Annotated in this window: 19 protein-coding genes; 4 read left to right on the top strand and 15 right to left on the bottom strand. The window is 70.1% G+C overall.

Going from position 1 to position 16,332, the window contains the following annotated elements; translation table 11 throughout:
- The first annotated feature begins 52 nt into the window (after positions 1-52).
- The 3 genes from ACRAWB_RS16980 to ACRAWB_RS16970 all read left to right on the top strand — a co-directional run bounded on the left by ACRAWB_RS16980 (position 53) and on the right by ACRAWB_RS16970 (position 1,854).
- Complete coding sequence (locus tag ACRAWB_RS16980; RefSeq protein WP_431354398.1) at positions 53-1,027, top strand: pirin family protein; 975 nt, start codon at positions 53-55, stop codon at positions 1,025-1,027.
- 138 nt (positions 1,028-1,165) lie between these two features.
- The gene (locus ACRAWB_RS16975) at positions 1,166-1,444 is read left to right on the top strand and encodes a FitA-like ribbon-helix-helix domain-containing protein (protein WP_431354397.1); all 279 of its coding nucleotides are present in this window, start codon (positions 1,166-1,168) and stop codon (positions 1,442-1,444) included.
- Entirely contained in the window at positions 1,441-1,854 is a 414-nt protein-coding gene (locus ACRAWB_RS16970; protein ID WP_431354396.1) for a type II toxin-antitoxin system VapC family toxin, read from the top strand. Before ACRAWB_RS16975 ends, ACRAWB_RS16970 begins: the two co-directional genes overlap by 4 nt.
- An 18-nt stretch (positions 1,855-1,872) precedes the next feature.
- Here the strand turns inward: ACRAWB_RS16970 and cls are convergent, their stop codons facing one another.
- The 14 genes from cls to ACRAWB_RS16900 form a co-directional block, all read right to left on the bottom strand.
- The gene (gene cls / locus ACRAWB_RS16965; RefSeq protein ID WP_431354395.1) at positions 1,873-3,336 is read right to left on the bottom strand and encodes a cardiolipin synthase; all 1,464 of its coding nucleotides are present in this window, start codon (positions 3,334-3,336) and stop codon (positions 1,873-1,875) included.
- Positions 3,337-3,420: 84 nt separating this feature from the next.
- Entirely contained in the window at positions 3,421-3,594 is a 174-nt protein-coding gene (locus ACRAWB_RS16960) for a hypothetical protein (RefSeq protein ID WP_167552369.1), read from the bottom strand.
- A 33-nt stretch (positions 3,595-3,627) separates the two neighbouring features.
- A complete protein-coding gene (lysS, locus tag ACRAWB_RS16955; protein WP_431354394.1) occupies positions 3,628-5,154 on the bottom strand; it encodes a lysine--tRNA ligase in 1,527 nt (508 codons plus the stop codon).
- 42 nt (positions 5,155-5,196) lie between these two features.
- Positions 5,197-6,069 (bottom strand): pantoate--beta-alanine ligase, encoded by an 873-nt coding sequence (panC, locus tag ACRAWB_RS16950; protein WP_431354393.1) that lies wholly within the window; start codon positions 6,067-6,069, stop codon positions 5,197-5,199.
- Positions 6,070-6,108: 39 nt separating this feature from the next.
- Positions 6,109-6,969 carry a Rossmann-like and DUF2520 domain-containing protein gene (locus tag ACRAWB_RS16945; RefSeq protein ID WP_431354392.1) on the bottom strand — a complete coding sequence of 287 codons (861 nt, stop codon included), beginning with the start codon at positions 6,967-6,969 and terminating at the stop codon, positions 6,109-6,111.
- On the bottom strand, positions 6,969-8,882 hold the full coding sequence (locus tag ACRAWB_RS16940) for a PH domain-containing protein (protein WP_431354391.1): 1,914 nt from the start codon (positions 8,880-8,882) through the stop codon (positions 6,969-6,971). The genes ACRAWB_RS16945 and ACRAWB_RS16940 overlap by 1 nt, the downstream gene beginning before the upstream one ends.
- Positions 8,879-9,364, bottom strand: coding sequence for a PH domain-containing protein (locus ACRAWB_RS16935; RefSeq protein ID WP_431354390.1), 486 nt, complete (start codon positions 9,362-9,364; stop codon positions 8,879-8,881). Before ACRAWB_RS16935 ends, ACRAWB_RS16940 begins: the two co-directional genes overlap by 4 nt.
- Positions 9,348-9,827 carry a DUF3180 domain-containing protein gene (locus ACRAWB_RS16930; protein ID WP_431354389.1) on the bottom strand — a complete coding sequence of 160 codons (480 nt, stop codon included), beginning with the start codon at positions 9,825-9,827 and terminating at the stop codon, positions 9,348-9,350. Before ACRAWB_RS16930 ends, ACRAWB_RS16935 begins: the two co-directional genes overlap by 17 nt.
- Positions 9,824-10,378, bottom strand: a complete 555-nt coding sequence (folK, locus tag ACRAWB_RS16925) for a 2-amino-4-hydroxy-6-hydroxymethyldihydropteridine diphosphokinase (protein WP_431354388.1) — start codon at positions 10,376-10,378, stop codon at positions 9,824-9,826. Before folK ends, ACRAWB_RS16930 begins: the two co-directional genes overlap by 4 nt.
- Entirely contained in the window at positions 10,375-10,758 is a 384-nt protein-coding gene (gene folB, locus ACRAWB_RS16920; protein WP_431354387.1) for a dihydroneopterin aldolase, read from the bottom strand. The genes folK and folB overlap by 4 nt, the downstream gene beginning before the upstream one ends.
- A complete protein-coding gene (folP, locus tag ACRAWB_RS16915) occupies positions 10,751-11,554 on the bottom strand; it encodes a dihydropteroate synthase (protein ID WP_431354386.1) in 804 nt (267 codons plus the stop codon). Before folP ends, folB begins: the two co-directional genes overlap by 8 nt.
- Entirely contained in the window at positions 11,551-12,129 is a 579-nt protein-coding gene (gene folE, locus ACRAWB_RS16910; RefSeq protein WP_431354385.1) for a GTP cyclohydrolase I, read from the bottom strand. Before folE ends, folP begins: the two co-directional genes overlap by 4 nt.
- 13 nt (positions 12,130-12,142) lie before the next feature.
- On the bottom strand, positions 12,143-14,146 hold the full coding sequence (gene ftsH / locus ACRAWB_RS16905; RefSeq protein WP_431354384.1) for an ATP-dependent zinc metalloprotease FtsH: 2,004 nt from the start codon (positions 14,144-14,146) through the stop codon (positions 12,143-12,145).
- Between the two features lie 99 nt (positions 14,147-14,245).
- Positions 14,246-15,151, bottom strand: a complete 906-nt coding sequence (locus ACRAWB_RS16900; RefSeq protein WP_431354383.1) for an alpha/beta fold hydrolase — start codon at positions 15,149-15,151, stop codon at positions 14,246-14,248.
- A gap of 75 nt (positions 15,152-15,226) precedes the next feature.
- Between ACRAWB_RS16900 and ACRAWB_RS16895 the strand changes: the two genes are divergently transcribed.
- Positions 15,227-15,781 (top strand): TetR/AcrR family transcriptional regulator, encoded by a 555-nt coding sequence (locus tag ACRAWB_RS16895; protein ID WP_431354382.1) that lies wholly within the window; start codon positions 15,227-15,229, stop codon positions 15,779-15,781.
- Here the strand turns inward: ACRAWB_RS16895 and hpt are convergent.
- On the bottom strand, positions 15,772-16,323 hold the full coding sequence (gene hpt, locus ACRAWB_RS16890; RefSeq protein ID WP_431354381.1) for a hypoxanthine phosphoribosyltransferase: 552 nt from the start codon (positions 16,321-16,323) through the stop codon (positions 15,772-15,774). The two genes, ACRAWB_RS16895 and hpt, sit on opposite strands and share 10 nt — an antisense overlap.
- Positions 16,324-16,332 lie beyond the last annotated feature (9 nt).

Raw genomic sequence — 16,332 nt, 5'->3', positions numbered from 1 at the left:
CCATTCTAGGAAGGCCCGCTGCGGATCCGCGCACGACGCCTAGGATGCCGCTATGAGCAACCTCGAGCGCGACCCGGCGGAAGTCGTCGCGGACACCGCCGTGCTCGAGGACGCGCGGGTCGAGATCCTGGAGCCGCGGGACGTGCCGCTCGGCGGTCCGCGCGCGATGACGGTCCGCCGCACGCTCCCGCAGCGCCGTCGCTCGCTGATCGGCGGCTGGTGCTTCGTGGACCACTACGGCCCGGATGACGTCGCCGCGTCGGGCGGGATGCGCGTCCCGCCGCATCCTCACACCGGTTTGCAGACTGTGAGCTGGCTCTTCGAGGGTGAGATCGACCACCGGGACAGCGTCGGCAGCCACGCGCTCGTGCGTCCGGGCGAACTCAACCTGATGACTGCGGGACATGGGATCAGCCATTCGGAGGTGTCGACACCCGGCACGGAGCGGCTTCACGGCGTCCAGCTGTGGGTCGCGCTTCCGGCGGCATCGCGGGATGTGGCGCCCTTCTTCGAGCACCACGCGCCGGTCGCGGTGGCCCTCGGTGCGGCGACGGTGCGGACTTTCGTCGGCTCGCTGGCCGGGAGCGGCACCTCGGCCACGGTGTTCTCGCCCCTTGTCGGGGCCGAGATCGTGGTGCCGGCCGGGGCGACGATCGAGGTGCCGGTGACGGAGTCGTTCGAGCACGGCGTGCTGGTCGACACCGGGGACGTGATCGTGGACGACGTGGAGGTGCCGCTGTCGCACCTGGCGTATCTCGCGCCCGGCCGCAGCGTGCTGACGCTGCACGCGTCGTCGGACGCGCGGGTCGTGCTGCTGGGCGGCGAACCGCTCGGCGAGCAGATCGTCATGTGGTGGAACTTCATCGGGCGCAGCCACGATGAGATCGTCGCGTTCCGTGCCGACTGGCAGGGCGACGTGATCGCCGGTGCGGACGCGGACGGCCGATTCGGCACGGTCGAGGGATACGACGGGTCGCCGCTGCCTGCGCCCGAGCTGCCGACGGTGCGTTTGCGGCCGCGCGGCTGACGTCGTCCACAGGTTTCGATTCGCGCTAGTTCTCCACAGATTTCCCAGGGGCGGCCTGCTCGGTCGCTCAGCCTGCGAGGATTTCCATTGCATGCAGATCCGTTGCATTCGCATGCACCAATCACCTATCCTCGACCCATGGGAGTCACCGTGCAAGTAAGAGACCTGGACCCGACCGTCGACGACCGCCTGAAGCGGGCAGCCGCAGAGAAGGGACTGTCCTATTCGGAGTTCCTTCGGCGGGAGCTCACCCGGATGGCTGAGAAGCTTCGAATCGAAGACCGGTGGAACGAGCTGAAGGCAGCGCACGAGGCGCGCGTCGCCGCTGTCTCGCAGTCCGCAGAGCCGCTTCCCCGCTTCGACTTCACCACCGACGAGATCATTCACGCGATTCACGAAGGGCGGAAGGGACGATGATCGCCGCGGTGATCGACTGCAGCGCGCTCGTCGAGCTGATGTCGAAGGGAGGACTTGCTGCGGTCCGTGCCCACCCGGAACTCTCCGAATGCCTGCTCGGGGCACCACATCTGGTCGACGCAGAGTTCGTGAACGCCGTCAGGCAGCTCGCACGCCGGAACCCCGAGCTCGTCGACCGATTCGAACAGTTGCTGGTCGAATTCCATCGCCTCGACCTCACGCGCTTCGAGCACGCCCCGTTGACCTGGGAGGCCTGGCGGCTGCGCGATCGAGTGACAGCGTATGACGGCATGTATGTCGCTCTTGCCGCCGATCTCGGCGTACCGCTGATCACCTCAGACAGAAGGCTCGCGCGCGCGGCTCGCGGAACGTGCGACGTGCGGCTGCTCGAGGAGCTGTCGGCCGCCTGACCGTGCCCAGACTCCGCCCTACTGCAGGGCGGAGGTGAGGCGCGCGAGATTGTCCAGCACGGTGGAGCGCAACGGCTGCTTCATCCATTCCTCGAGCGTGAGCTCGCGGCTGTCGTTTCGGTAGCCGTCCTCGACCCTGCGCATCTCCTCGACGAACGAGCGTCCGCGCACCATCAACGAGACCTCCATGTTGAGCTGGAAGGAGCGCATGTCCATGTTGCTCGAACCGATGACCGCAACGTCGTCGTCGATCGTGAAGTGCTTCGCATGAAGGATGTACGGGGCCTTGTACATCCAGATGCGGACGCCCGCCCGCAGCAGCGCCTCGTAGTACGAGCGCTGCGCGTGGTAGACGAGCGCCTGGTCGCCGATCTCCGACACGAACAGATCCACCTTGATCCCGCGCTGCACGGCGGAGGTGATGGCCATGAGCATCGACTCGTCGGGCACGAAGTACGGCGACGTGATGACGATGCGCTCCTGGGCGTAGTACAGCAGCGCCAGGAAGAGCCGGAGGTTGTTCTCGCCGGCGAATCCGGGCCCGGAGGGCACGACCTGGGCGTCCAACTCGTTGTCGTCGATCTCGTCGGTGATCGGCTCGGTCTCACGGCGCAGCAGTTCGTCGGTCTCGCTGTACCAGTCGGTGATGAAGATGGCGTTCAGACCGGCGACGATCGGGCCCTCCAGCCGGACGATCAGTTCCTTCCACTTCAGCCCACGCCGGATGTTCGACTTCTTGTTGTAGCTGCGGTCGATGATGTTCTGCGAGCCCATGAACGCCACGCGGCCGTCGACGATCAGCAGCTTGCGGTGGTTGCGCAGGTCGGGCCGCTGGTACTTGCCCTTGAACGGCTGCACCGGCAGCATCAGCTGCCACTTGGCGCCCATGGCCGTCAGCCTCTTGATGGTCTTCTTGTAGTCGGGGGTCCGCAGGGACGCGATGTGGTCGAGCAGCACGCGCACGATCACGCCGCGCTTCACGGCGGCCTCCAGCTCGTCGAACAGCGGGGCGGTCGTCTTGTCCAGCGTCAGGATGTAGAACTCGACGTGCACGTACCGGCGGGCCTTGGCGATCTCGGCAGCCATCGCATCGAGCGAGCCCTGGTAGTCGCCGTTCAGAGAGGCGCGGTTGCCGCCCACCAGCGGCATGGCGCCGAGCTTCCGATTGAGCTCGACGACGCCCTCGAGCCACGGCGGCCACGGGTGGTCGCGGCGCACCCGCTCGATGCCCTCGGTGCTGTCGATGATGAACCGGTTGATCTCGTCCTGCTTCTGGCGGCGCCGCTTCGGGAGCTTATAGCTGCCGATGAGCAGGAAGAACAGGATGCCGATGTACGGGATGAGGAAGATCGCGAGCAGCCAGGCGGTCGCCGACGTCGGCTTGCGGTTGCGAGGAACGATGATGATCGCGAGCACACGGATGATGAAGTCGATGGACAGGGCCAGCCAGAAGCCGACCGTGAGCCAGAAGCCCGTCTCCATCCGCGCGCAGATCCCTCCGAAACCGCAAGGGTCGCGTGCACGCCCTTCAGGTTCACCGTAGCGGAATGTGCCGCCCGGGGTCGGTTACGGCTTCGGCGCGAGACCGCGTCGGGCCCGCTCTTCCGCCTCCAGGCGGGAGTACGCCTTGCGCTCATTGCGGTCAGCCCGCACGATCGCGCGCATGATCGCCCAGAACAGCAGCCCGACCAGAACGGTGGGTGCGAGTGCCCAGACGATACCGCCGATGACGTCGTTCATAACGCTTCCATGCTATCCCGCGCCCGCTGGGAGCTACTTGACCAGCGGGAAGAGGATGGTCTCCCGGATTCCCAGGCCGGTGAGCGCCATCAGCAGGCGGTCGATGCCCATGCCCATGCCACCGGTCGGCGGCATGCCGAACTCCAGCGCGCGCAGGAACTCCTCGTCGAGGCGCATGGCCTCGTTGTCGCCCGCCGCGGCGAGCTTCGCCTGCTCGACGAACCGCTCGCGCTGGACGACGGGGTCGACCAGCTCGGAGTAGCCGGTCGCCAGCTCAAAACCGCGCGTGTACAGGTCCCACTTCTCCACCACGCCGTCGCGGGAACGGTGGGCGCGGACGAGCGGGCTCGTGTCGACCGGGAAGTCCATCACGAAGGTCGGGCGCACGAGGTCGGTCTTGACGTAGTGCTCCCACAGCTCCTCGACGTACTTGCCGGCGAGCGGGTGCTCGATCTCGATGCCGGCCTCGGCCGCCAGCTCGCGCAGGCGCTCGATCGGGGTCTCGGGGGTGATCTCCTCGTTGATCGCCTCCGACAGACTGTCGTACATCCGGATGCGGTCCCACTCGCCGCCGAGGTCGTACTCCGTGCCGTCGGCCCAGGTGACGACGTGCGAGCCCGAGATGGCGAGCGCTGCATCCTGGATGAGCGTCTGGGTCAGGTCGGCGATCGAGTTGTAGTCGCCGTACGCCTGGTAGGCCTCGAGCATGGCGAACTCCGGCGAGTGCGTCGAGTCGGCGCCCTCGTTGCGGAAGTTCCGGTTGATCTCGAAGACCCGGTCGATGCCGCCCACGACCGCCCGCTTGAGGTAGAGCTCCGGGGCGATCCGCAGGTAGAGGTCGGTGTCGAAGGCATTGGAGTGCGTGACGAACGGGCGGGCGGAGGCGCCGCCGTGCATCACCTGGAGCATCGGGGTCTCCACCTCGACGAACTCGCGGTCGGCGAAGGTGCGACGCAGGCTCGCGACGGCGGCCGCGCGGTCGAGGACCGTCTTGCGCGCCTGCTCGCGGGCGATCAGGTCGAGGTAGCGCGCACGCACGCGCGTCTCCTCGCTGAGCTCATTGTGCAGGTTCGGGAGCGGGAGCAGGGCCTTGGCGGCGATGCGCCACTCCTGCGCCATCACCGACAGCTCGCCGCGGCGGCTCGACACGACCTCGCCCGAGACGAAGACGTGGTCTCCCAGGTCGACGAGCTCCTTCCACGCCACGAGCGATTCCTCGCCGACGGCGGCCAGCGAGACCATGACCTGGATGCGGGAGCCGTCGCCGGCCTGCAGAACGGCGAAGCAGAGCTTGCCGGTGTTGCGCAGGTGGACGACACGGCCCGCGATGCCGACGACCTCGCCGGAGCCCTGGTCGGGCTCGAGGTGGTCCCACTTCGCGCGGACCGCGGGGATCGTCGTGGTGACCGGGACGTGCACGGGGTAGGCGCCGCCGCCCGCGTCCTCCGCCTCGGCCAGCAGGCGGTCGCGCTTGCTCAGCCGGACCGCCTTCTGCTCGCTGACGTCCTCGTCCGTCGGGTCGAGGGCCAGGTCGTCGGCGGTGGTCTGCGCGTCGGTCATCGCTGTCTTTCCGTTCCGGGTGGCGGGGTCGTGCTTCTCAGGTCACGTCGTGATGCGCTTGTTGTCGATCAGCCGGGTCGTTCCGACCCGCGCGGCGATCAGCATCAGTGCGGGGCCGTGGTGGTCCGGCGACGCCTCCCGGAAGGACTCCGGGTCGACGATCGCGAGATAGTCCAGCTTAACGGCAGGCTCGGCCTCGATGCGCGCGTGGGCCGCCTCGAGCGCGGCCGGAATGCCGTCGGCGGAGGCCTCAGCGGCTGCCGCGAGCGCCTGCGACAGGGTGACCGCCGCGATCCGGTCGTCCTCGCCGAGGTAGCGGTTGCGGCTCGAGAGCGCCAGACCGTCCTCCTCGCGCACGGTGTCGACGACGGCGATGCGCACCGGCAGGTCGAGGTCGTCCACCATGCGGCCGATGACGTGCACCTGCTGGGCGTCCTTCTGACCGAACACCGCGACGTCCGGCTGGACGATGTGGAAGAGCTTGCTGACCACGGTCAGTACGCCGTCGAAATGCCCGGGGCGGGACGCGCCCTCGAAGAGCGTGCCCGACTCCCCCGCGGTCACCCGGGTCTCGCTCGGCCCGTTCGGGTACATCTCGGCGGCGGTCGGGGCGAAGACGACATCGGCCAGGCCCTCGAGGGCCGCCACGTCGGCGTCGAGGGTCCGCGGGTAGCGGTCGAGGTCTTCGCCCGCTCCGAACTGCAGCGGGTTCACGAAGATGGAGACGACGACGAATCCACCGAGGTCACGGGCATGGGACACCAGCCGGAGGTGGCCCTCGTGGAGAGCTCCCATCGTCGGCACGAGCACGACCCGTCCGGTCGGCGCGTCGGCGGGGCCCTCCTGCCGGGCGATCCGGCGGACGTCGGCGATGCGCTCCCGCAGCGCGGCGATGGTGGTGATGATCTCAGGCATTCGCGTCCCTCCGGCCGGTCCTCGCCGGCCCCGACCAGGCTACTCGCCGCGCAGGTACCAGCCGCGCCCGTCGTCGCCGGGGTCGCCGGTGCCGGGACCGCGGGTGTCCGGGCCGCCGGCACCCGGTCTGCCGGCACCGGGACGGTCCTCGTCCGCGAGGGCGTCCAGCACCTCGTCGAGGTCCAGGCGCGTCGGCGCGCCCGCGCGGGTGAGGGCGTTGTCCACCGACGAGCGGACGAGCGAGCTGAGGAACGACCCGGGGTTCTCCACGCCGATCCCCTGCAGCAGGCCGGTCGACTGCTCGACGATCGAGCGCGAGAACGAGGTGGCCGTGGCGATCGCCTCCGCGTACGCCGGCCGATCGGCTTCGGCGACGACGACCGGTTCGCCGCCCATCTCGACCACCAACGCCTGCGCGATCGGCAGTACCGGCGCGGGTGCGGTCACGGCGAAATAGCTCTCGCCGAGTCGCGTCAGGTCGAGGCTGGTTCCCGTGAACTCGAGAGCGGGATGGACGGCGAGCGGGATGGCGCCCGCGGCAGCGGCGGGTTGCAGCACGCCGATTCCGAAGCCGGGAGCTGTGTGGAGCACGATCTGCCCCGGCTGCCAGGTGCCGGTCGCGGCCAGACCTGCCACGAGCTGCGGCAGCTCGGCATCGGGGACGGCGAGGATGACGAGCTCGCTCCTCTCGACGATGGTCGGGATGTCCAAGATCGGCACACGGGGCAGCATGGCCTGCGCGCGCTCCCGGCTGGCCTCCGACACCGCGGAGATGCCGACGATCGCGTGCCCCGCGCCGGCGAGCGCCGAGCCGAGCACGGGTCCGACCCGCCCCGCCCCCACGATGCCGAGTCCGAGTCGGCCGGAACGCTGCGACGGCGGACGGGCGGACGGAAGCATCAGCGTTCCTCCTCGTGTTGGGTGGGGATGGTGGACGGGGCGGAGGGGTCGGACCGCGCCGGGAGGTCGGATGGGGCAGGTCCATCGAGCGCGCCCGCCATGCCGGACGGGACCTGGCCGTCGGACGACGCGTGGCCGTCGGACAGCACGTGGCCGTCGGACGACGCGCGGCCGTCGGACGACGCGCGGCCGTCGGACGGCGCGAGGCCGTCGGACGGGAGGTCGCGCGGGCCGCCGTCGCCCCAACGGTGCGTGCGGTCGGCCGCGGCGGCCGCGACCGCGCGGGCGGAGACATCCTCGAATAGGCGGACGCCGGTTGCGGCGTCGATGGCGCCGAGGCGCGGGTGGACGGGGCCGGAGACCGTGTGGAACCGGGCCTTCGCGAGGCGGAGGGCGGCGTCCAGCGGACCCTGCTGCAGCTCGAGGCTCTGTAGGCGCGCGAGCGGCACGACGGCGAGGCTGCGCCAGACGAAGCCGCGGCGGAGGACGATCGCGTCGTCCACCACCCGAAAGCCGGTGCGCCGCCACGACAGCGGGCGGATCCACACGGCACGGTGTGGGCTCCCGGTGTAGTCGTCGTCGCCGCGCGAGGTCATGCCGGCTTCGATGAGGGCTCGATGCTCTTCGGTCGCGAAGCCAGGGAGCACGAGCGACAGCACGCGGGAGACATCGGCCGCGTCGCCGACGGGCAGCATGGTCGTGTTCGACTGACCCGCCGCGCCCTTCTCGCGCGAATGGCCGGCCGTGTCGATCCGGATCTGCCACCAGCCGAACGGACGCCACAGGAGTGGCTGCAGCACCTCCACCGCGTGGATGCGACCAGGCGGCAGCGTCTCGTTGCTGGTGGTCAGCAGGCCGAAACCGACGCGGACGCCGTCCGGCGTTCCGGCGATCGAATAGCGGAGGGACTTGGTGAAACGGCGGATGTAGAAGCTCGCGGACCCGATCAGGCCGGGCAGCACGACGATCAGCAACCAGGCGGAGCCCGTGGAGGCTCCCCAGATCAGGAAGGCGACGACGACCAGCACGAAGACGGTGAAGCCGCTCAGCACCAGCGAGCCGAACAGCCGCAGCGGCGGGATCTTGACGACCGACTCCGGCGGCGCGGCGTTCGGGTCGAGCTCGGGTGCGAGGAGTTCGTTGACCCGGCGTCCCACGAGATCGCTAACGGCCGCCGTGCGCGACGCGGGCGCGCCCGCGGCCGTGGCGGAACCGGCAGACGCCTGCACGGTCGCCGCGGCCCCGGCGGCCCCGGCGGCCGCCTCCGCCTCCGCGGCGCGCACCCCCGACGCGAGCCGCAGCACGTCGCCGCGCAGGCCGTCCGCGCGCGCCGAACCGAGGTACGCCAACTGAACGTTCGCGTCATGGCCGGCGACCGAGATGTCCAGTTTCGCCGCGCCGAACAGCCGGGCGAACAGGGGCCGGACGATGTTGATGCCCTGGATGCGGTCCAGCCGCGCCTTGCGCTGCGTCCTGAACAGCAGGCCGCTGCGCACCTCGACCGCGTCGCCGGTGATGCGGAAGCTGTGCATGCGCCACGACAGGTAGAAAGCGCCCAGGCAGAGCAGGAGCACCACCGCGACGCCGAGCAGCGCCCAGCCCTCCCAGCCGTGGTTGTAGATCGCATCCAGCGGGTCGCCGCCGTACTCGGGCGTGCCGACGAAGAAGCCGATCAGACGCTCGCGCAGATTCGACAGCACGAAACCGAAGATGGCGATGAACACGATGCCGCCGCGCAGCAGGGGTGTCGCCGGATGGAGGCGATGCCATTCGCCGTCCGTGTACCGTTCGGCGGCGCGCTCCGCCGACGACAGCGCCGGGCCCGGCAGCGGCGCCGACGGAGTCGACGCCGACGGGGTCGACTCCGGTGGTGTCGGCGCCGGGTCGGGTCCGGGCGGGTGGGGCGCGCTCACAGCCCCGCCCGCCTGCTCTCCGCCAGCTCCACCAGCCGGTCGCGCAGCTCGGCCGCCTCGGGTTCGGGCAGCCCCGGCACCATGACCCCGGTCGAGGCGGCAGCGGTCACGAACTTCAGGTCCGCGAGGCCGAGCACGCGACTGACCGGGCCGCGGTTGATGTCGATCAGCTGCATCCGGCCGTACGGCACTGACACGAACCGCTGGAACATGATGCCCCGACGGAACAGCAGGTCGTCCTCGCGCAGCCGGTAGCCGATCGAGCGGGCGCGGCGCGGCGCGATGATCAAGGCGATGATGCTGACGACGACCACCACGGTCAGCGCCACCCATCCGAACGGCCACCCGCCGACCAGCCACAGGAACAGGCTCGCGGCGGACAGCACCAGCCCGGTGATCACCGTGCTCGCGATCACGACGAGCACGTACTTCGGCGAGACGCGGCGCCACTCGCCGACGCTGAGATCAATCCGTTCGGGCATGGACGCTCTCCGTACGCTCGTCGTCGTCGCCGGGCGGGAGGGTGCAGAACAGCTCGGCGATCAGCCCGGCCACGAGCAGCACCACCGCTCCGGCAGTCGCCAGTGCCGTCAGGAGGATGCTGTTGTTCCCGGGCAGCACATCACGGGTCAGGAGGTAGGCGCCGATCCCGACGCCGGCTCCGACGAGCAGCGCGCCGCTCAGAGCGCACGCCTTGGCCAGCACCACGATCCGCGTCGCCTGGAACGGGTCGATCCGGCTGACGTTGCGCCCGCGAACGGCGCGACGGATCGGTACCGCGAAGGCGACCACGATGATCGCCACCGCCAGCATGGTGATCGGCAGGGTCAGCGGCGGGATGAAAACGGGTGCACCCATGCTCGCGGCCGCCAGCTCCGCAAGGAAGCCGACGACGATGCCGGCGACACCGAGACCGATCAGCGTGGTGGGGCGAGTGCGCTTCACGACACGTCCGATCCGGGCTCGGTCCACACGGTCACAGGGTCGTCGACGGTCTTCACGAGGTCGGCGACCGGCCCGTACCCGACCAGGTACGCCTCCGGGTCGGCGTCCAGCCACGGGACGAGCACGAACGCCCGCTCGTGCGCTCGGGGATGCGGGAGGACGATCCGCGGGTCGTCGTCCGAGACGATGCGGTCGTAGTCGACGACGTCGATATCGATGGTGCGGTCGCCCCAGCGCTCCTCGCGGACGCGACCGAGACCGTCCTCGATCGCATTGACCACGCCGAGCAGGTCCAGCGGCTCCAGCAGTGTCCGGACCACGGCGACGGCGTTGAGGTAGGCGGGCGCCTCCTCGTCGATGCCGTCGAGCTTCAGGGCGGGCGTCTCGTAGAGGCGGGACACGGACTGCACGTCGATGCCCGGCTCGCCGCGCACCGCGTCCACGGCGGCCTGGATGGTCGCCGCGCGATCCCCGAGATTGCTGCCGAAGGCGAGCACCGCCGGCACGCCGACACGCATCCGGACCGGCTTCCCGATCGGTGCCGCGTTCACGGCCGGCTCCTCAGGATGCGTACGGCGACGTCGCCGAAGGGCACGGTGATGGGCGCCTGCGGCTTGTGCACCGTGACCTCGACCGCGTCGACCGGCTCATGGGCCAGCACGGTCGCGGCGACGCGCTCGGCGACGGTCTCGATGAGGTCGACCGGGTCGCGCTCGACGGCCCCCACGACCTCTTCGGCCAGCTCGCCGTAGTGGACGGTCGCCCCCAGGTCGTCGCCGGCGGACGCCTGCGACAGGTCGAGCCACGCCGTCACGTCGACGACGAACTCCTGGCCCTGCTCGCGCTCGAAGTCGAAGACGCCGTGATGGGCGCGCACGCGCAACCCGGTCAGGATGATCGAGTCCGTCGGCCGCGACTGGATGCTATTCATCGCGTCCAGCTTGCCACGAGCGCACCACGTCGAGAGCGATCCGGGTCGACGGCACGTCGTGCACGCGCACCGCCCACGCTCCCGCCTGCGCGGCCAGCGCCGAGATGACGGCGGTGGGCGCGTCGCGGTCTTCAGCCGGAGCGCCCTCGGGCAGCAGCGCGCCGAGGAACCGCTTGCGGGAGGCCCCGATGAGCACGGGGTAGCCCAGCGTCTCGATCTCGTGCAGCCCGGCGAGCACCTGCCAGTTGTGGCGGGCGTTCTTCGAGAAGCCGAGACCGGGGTCCAGGATGAGCTTCGCGGGGTCGACGCCGCGCCGCACCAGGTCGGTCACGCGCGCCGACAGCTCCGACCGCACCTCGGCGACCGTGTGCTGGTACACCGCGCGGGAGTCGGCGGCGTCGAGCCGGCCGCGCCAGTGCATGACGACGTACTGTGCGTCCGTCTCGAGCACGGCGTCCGGCATCCCCGGGTCGGCGAGGCCGCCCGAGACGTCGTTGATGATCGCGGCACCGGCCTCGACGGCGGCGCGCGCGGTGGAGGCGTTGAGCGTGTCGACGCTCACCGTCACGCCATGCCGGGCGAGCTCGCGGATGACCGGCACGACACGCGCCCGCTCCTCCGCAGGCGCCACGCGCACGGCCCCGGGCCGGGTGGACTCGCCACCCACGTCGACCATGTCGGCCCCCTGGGCGACGAGCTCCAGCCCGTGCGCGATCGCAGCCTCCGGCTCCAGCCAGAGCCCGCCGTCGCTGAACGAGTCCGGCGTCACGTTGAGGACGCCCATGATCAGGGTCACGCGACGCCACGCCCGATCAGCGCCATGAGCTCGGCGCGCGCCGTGGGGTCGGCGTACGTGCCGCGTGCGGCGACCGTGACCGTCGTGCTGCCGGTCTGCCGCGGGCCACGGGTGGTCACGCAGCTTTGCGACGCATCCAGGACCACCAGCACACCGCGAGCGCCGGCGCCCTGCTCGATCGTGTCGGCGATCTGCTCGGTCAGCCGCTCCTGCAATTGCGGGCGCGCGGCCAAGGTCTCGACGACGCGCGGGATGCGCCCGAGCCCGACCACCGTCTCGCCGGGAAGATACGCGACGTGCGCGACGCCGGTGAACGGGAGCAGGTGGTGCTCGCAGACCGAGCGGAAGGCGATGTCCCTCATCAGGACCGTCTCGGCGGTGCGACCGTCCTCGAGCGGGACCGCTTCGCCGAGCTCGCCGGCCGCGTCACGGCCGACGCCGGCGAAGAACTCCGCGTACGCGTCGGCCACGCGCGACGGCGTGCTCTGCAACCCCGGACGCGCCGGATCCTCGCCGATGGCGGCGAGGATCTCGGCGACGGCCGCTTCGATGCGCGGACGATCGATTCCGGCCATGCGCGCGGCGGCCCTAGGCGGTGGCCGGCCGCGGCTTGATGGCGGGCGAGCGCTTCGGCTTGGCCGCCGGCGGCTCGGAGTCGACGCCGCCGTCCACCGCGCCCGCGTCGATCGGGGCCTTGGGGAACGGGATGGGCGGAACGTCCGAGATCGGACGCTTGTCGCTGGAGAGCCACTGCGGGCGCTCGGGCAGCTTCTTCACGTCGGCGAAGATCTCGGCGATCTGGTTGTGGTCCAGGGTCTCGTGCTCGAGCAGCGCGGCTGCGAGACGGTCGAGGACCGCGCGGTTGTCGTTCAGCACCTCCCACGCCTCGTCGTGCGCCTTCTCGATGAGCTCTCGCACCTCGGCGTCGACGCGCTCGGCGATCCGCTCGGAGTAGTCGCGCTGGTGGCCCATGTCGCGGCCGAGGAACATCTCGCCGTTCGCCTGGCCCAGCTTGACCGATCCGATGTCGGAGCTCATGCCGTACTCGGTGACCATCTTGCGGGCGATGGAGGTCGCCTTCTCGATGTCGTTCGAGGCGCCGGTGGTCGGGTCGTGGAACACGATCTCCTCGGCGACGCGGCCGCCCATGGCGTACGCCAGCTGGTCGAGCAGTTCGTTGCGGGTGACGGAGTACTTGTCCTCCAGCGGCATCACCATCGTGTAGCCGAGGGCGCGACCGCGCGGGAGGATCGTGATCTTCGTCACGGGGTCGGTGTGGCGCATGGCCGCAGCCGCGAGAGCGTGGCCGCCCTCGTGGTAGGCGGTGATCAGCTTCTCCTGGTCCTTCATGACCCGGGTGCGCTTCTGCGGACCCGCGATCACGCGGTCCACGGCCTCGTCCAGCGCGCGGTTGTCGATCAGCTGCGCGTTGGAACGCGCGGTGAGCAATGCGGCCTCATTGAGGACGTTCGCCAGGTCGGCGCCGGTGAACCCCGGCGTCTTGCGCGCCAGCACCTCGAGGTCGACGGATGCCGCCAGCGGCTTGCCGCGGCCGTGCACCTCGAGGATCTTCTTGCGGCCGAGCAGGTCGGGCGCGTCCACGCCGATCTGGCGGTCGAAGCGGCCCGGGCGCAGCAGCGCGGGGTCGAGGATGTCGGGACGGTTGGTCGCCGCGATCAGGATGACGTTGGTCTTCGGGTCGAAGCCGTCCATCTCCACGAGGAGCTGGTTCAGCGTCTGCTCGCGCTCGTCGTGACCGCCGCCCAGGCCGGCGCCGCGGTGGCGGCCGACGGCGTCGATCTCGTCGATGAAGATGATGGCCGGCGAGTTCTCCTTGGCCTGCTGGAAGAGGTCGCGGACGCGGCTCGCGCCGACGCCGACGAACATCTCGACGAAGTCCGAACCCGAGATCGAGTAGAACGGAACGCCCGCCTCACCCGCGACGGCGCGGGCCAGCAGCGTCTTGCCCGTTCCGGGAGGGCCGTACAGCAGCACGCCCTTCGGGATGCGGGCGCCGACCGCCTGGAACTTGGCCGGCTCCTTCAGGAAGTCCTTGATCTCCTGCAGCTCCTCGATGGCCTCGTCGGAGCCCGCGACGTCGTCGAAGGTGACCTTCGGGGTCTCCTTCGTGACGAGCTTCGCCCGCGACTTGCCGAACTGCATGACCTTGTTGCCGCCGCCCTGCATGCCCGAGATCATGATCCAGAAGAACACGCCGATCAGCAGCGCCGGGATCAGGAAGCCGAGGATGTTGACGAACCAGTTCGGCTGGGGCACCTCGTCGTCGTAGCCCTTGGGAAGGTTCGCGTCGTCGACCGCCTTGACGATGTCCTGGCCGCGCGGCGTGACGTAGTAGAACTGCACCTGGTCGCCGAGGTTGCCGTCCGGCTCCTTCAGCGTGAGGTCGACGCGGTTCTCACCGTCGACGATCTTCGCGCTGGCCACCTTGTCCTGGGAGAGGTATTCCAGGCCCTTCTGGGTGGACACGCTCTTGAACCCGGACATCGTGATCAGGCTCGAGCCGATCCACACCGCGACGATCGCGAGCACGACGTACAGGATCGGGCCGCGGAAGATCTTCTTGACGTTCATGGTGCGACCACAGTACCGCCTGGCCGCTGTGGGCCGCCTGCGTGTTCGCTCTGGGCGCTCTGGGGGTGCGGGAGGCCGATTCCCGCCGGTCTGCGACCGCTATCGGTTCGCTCCGAACCAGTCCAGCGCGAGGGCGGCGACCTCGTCCGGCGCGTCATCGGTGATGAAGTGCGCGGCGTCGTCGACGAAGGCGAACTCGTAGCGGTCGGCGTAGCGCGACACATCGCCGCTCAGCCGGCGGATCTGCTCCTCGTCCCAGGGATGGTCGAGCCGGCCGAAGACGGTGAGGTTCGACGGGTGCAGCCGCTGCCGGGCGTAGTACCGGCGGGCGAGCCGGCCGGACAGAGGGACGGCGATGCCGCGGAACAGCCGCCGCACCGCATCGTCGACCTCGGGCCGGCTCAGCGGCGCGAGGTACGCCTCCATCGTCTCCGCGGACAACGGATGCGCGATGTGAGTGGGATCGAACAGCCCGGCCAGCGATCGCCCCCGGCGGTGCCAGATCAGCCGCGGCATGTGCCGGAACCCCGAGGCGACCTTCGGACTCATGCGCATGAAGAAGGGAGGGACGGAGAGCTGCACCAGCGACCGCACCCGCTCGGGATGCGCGTAGGCGAGCTGGTTCGCTCCGATCGCGCCGAGGTCGTGTGCGAGGAGGTGCGCCCGCTGGATCCCGAGTGCGTCCAGGAGCGCGACCAGATCGCGGAGATGCGACTCCGCGTCGATGTGCGGATCATCGGCGGTGGTCCAGCCGGTGCCGCGAAGGTCCGGGCAGAGGACGCGATAACCGGCGCGCGCGATGACCGGCGCGATCTCGCGCCACTGCCACCAGTGCGCCGGGAACCCGTGCAGCAGGACGACCGGCTCGCCCTCCCCCAGCGCAGCCACGTGCATCCGCAGACCGGGCGTCTCGACGACGAGGTGTTCGAACCCGGGAGCCGCCGGCAGCGGTGGAGACCAAGTGGACGACTCCGAGGCCACCTCGTAGATGCTGGGCGTGTCCATGACGGCTCCCTCCGTCGGGGTACTACGTTCGTAGTAACACTAGGTTCATAGTAGATCGACACGAGAGGAAAGGGAATGGCCGGAACCAGGGAACGTGCGCTCGACGCTGCGGTCGAGGTGCTGGGCACCGAGGGCGTTCGCGCCCTCAGCCACGCGCGCGTGGATGCCGCCGCCGGCCTTCCCGCCGGGTCGACGTCGAACTGGTTCCGCACGCGGCGGGCTCTGCTCGGCGGGGTCGTCGACTGGATCGCCGAGAGCGAGCGCGCGGACTACTCCGCCTCCGACGTCCCCCTCGCTCCGGGCGAGGCCGGCCTGATCGACGGGCTCTCCGCCCTGATCGAGCTGCTGACCGGTCCGTTCGCCGTGCGCACCCGCGCTCGCTACGCGCTCTTCCTCGAACTGGCCGCCGATCCCGAGCTGGGAGCAACCCTACGGAGTCAACGGCGGGAGTTCGAGGGCTTCACCGAGCAGCTGGTCGCCCAGGCCGGCATCCCGGACCCCACCCCCGCGACGCGGGCGCTCATGGCGCTCGGTGACGGACTCATCCTGCACCGGCTCACGGTCGACCCGGAGCTCGCCGTCCGTCCGACGATCGAGCGGACGGTGCGCGCCCTGGGGCGTCAGCTGTAGACGGCCGGCGCCAGGATGCCCACGCCGCGCAGCGTGCGGTACCGCTCGTCGTAGTCGAGCCCGTAGCCGACGACGAACTGGTTCGGGATGTCGAAGCCGACGTACTTCACGTCGATCTCGACGCGCGCCGCGTCCGGCTTGCGCAGGAGGGTGAAGATCTCGATCGACTCGGGGCCGCGGCTGCGGAGGTTCGAGAGCAGCCAGGACAGCGTCAGGCCGGAGTCGATGATGTCCTCGACGATGAGCACCGTCTTGCCGCCGAGGTCGGTGTCGAGGTCTTTGAGGATGCGCACCACGCCGCTCGACTGGGTGCCGCTGCCGTAGGAGCTGACCGCCATCCAATCCATGGTGACCGGGATGCGGAGCTCACGGGACAGGTCGGCCATGATCATGACGGCGCCCTTGAGCACGCCGATCAGCAGGACGTCCTTGCCCGCGTAATCGCGCTCCACGTCGCGAGCCAGCTCGGCGATGCGGGAGCGGATCTGCTCCTCGGTGATCAGAATCTCGGTCAGGTCGGTCTCGACGTCCGTGAGTTCCATGGGGGAGGC

This window comes from Leifsonia poae (genome assembly GCF_050632865.1).
Classification (GTDB): domain Bacteria; phylum Actinomycetota; class Actinomycetes; order Actinomycetales; family Microbacteriaceae; genus Leifsonia; species Leifsonia poae_B.
The sequence above is the reverse complement of the archived record's forward strand: the minus strand, read 5'-3'. Positions and strand labels throughout refer to the sequence as shown.

What these genes read in the sequence shown, in the direction of transcription:
- ACRAWB_RS16980 (WP_431354398.1), top strand. Translation starts at nt 53, where the DNA reads ATGAGCAACCTCGAGCGCGACCCGGCGGAAGTCGTCGCGGACACCGCC.
- ACRAWB_RS16975 (WP_431354397.1), top strand. Translation starts at nt 1,166, where the DNA reads ATGGGAGTCACCGTGCAAGTAAGAGACCTGGACCCGACCGTCGACGAC.
- ACRAWB_RS16970 (WP_431354396.1), top strand. Translation starts at nt 1,441, where the DNA reads ATGATCGCCGCGGTGATCGACTGCAGCGCGCTCGTCGAGCTGATGTCG.
- cls (WP_431354395.1), bottom strand. Translation starts at nt 3,336, where the DNA reads ATGGAGACGGGCTTCTGGCTCACGGTCGGCTTCTGGCTGGCCCTGTCC.
- ACRAWB_RS16960 (WP_167552369.1), bottom strand. Translation starts at nt 3,594, where the DNA reads ATGAACGACGTCATCGGCGGTATCGTCTGGGCACTCGCACCCACCGTT.
- lysS (WP_431354394.1), bottom strand. Translation starts at nt 5,154, where the DNA reads ATGACCGACGCGCAGACCACCGCCGACGACCTGGCCCTCGACCCGACG.
- panC (WP_431354393.1), bottom strand. Translation starts at nt 6,069, where the DNA reads ATGCCTGAGATCATCACCACCATCGCCGCGCTGCGGGAGCGCATCGCC.
- ACRAWB_RS16945 (WP_431354392.1), bottom strand. Translation starts at nt 6,969, where the DNA reads ATGCTTCCGTCCGCCCGTCCGCCGTCGCAGCGTTCCGGCCGACTCGGA.
- ACRAWB_RS16935 (WP_431354390.1), bottom strand. Translation starts at nt 9,364, where the DNA reads ATGCCCGAACGGATTGATCTCAGCGTCGGCGAGTGGCGCCGCGTCTCG.
- folB (WP_431354387.1), bottom strand. Translation starts at nt 10,758, where the DNA reads ATGAATAGCATCCAGTCGCGGCCGACGGACTCGATCATCCTGACCGGG.
- folE (WP_431354385.1), bottom strand. Translation starts at nt 12,129, where the DNA reads ATGGCCGGAATCGATCGTCCGCGCATCGAAGCGGCCGTCGCCGAGATC.
- ftsH (WP_431354384.1), bottom strand. Translation starts at nt 14,146, where the DNA reads ATGAACGTCAAGAAGATCTTCCGCGGCCCGATCCTGTACGTCGTGCTC.
- ACRAWB_RS16900 (WP_431354383.1), bottom strand. Translation starts at nt 15,151, where the DNA reads ATGGACACGCCCAGCATCTACGAGGTGGCCTCGGAGTCGTCCACTTGG.
- ACRAWB_RS16895 (WP_431354382.1), top strand. Translation starts at nt 15,227, where the DNA reads ATGGCCGGAACCAGGGAACGTGCGCTCGACGCTGCGGTCGAGGTGCTG.
- hpt (WP_431354381.1), bottom strand. Translation starts at nt 16,323, where the DNA reads ATGGAACTCACGGACGTCGAGACCGACCTGACCGAGATTCTGATCACC.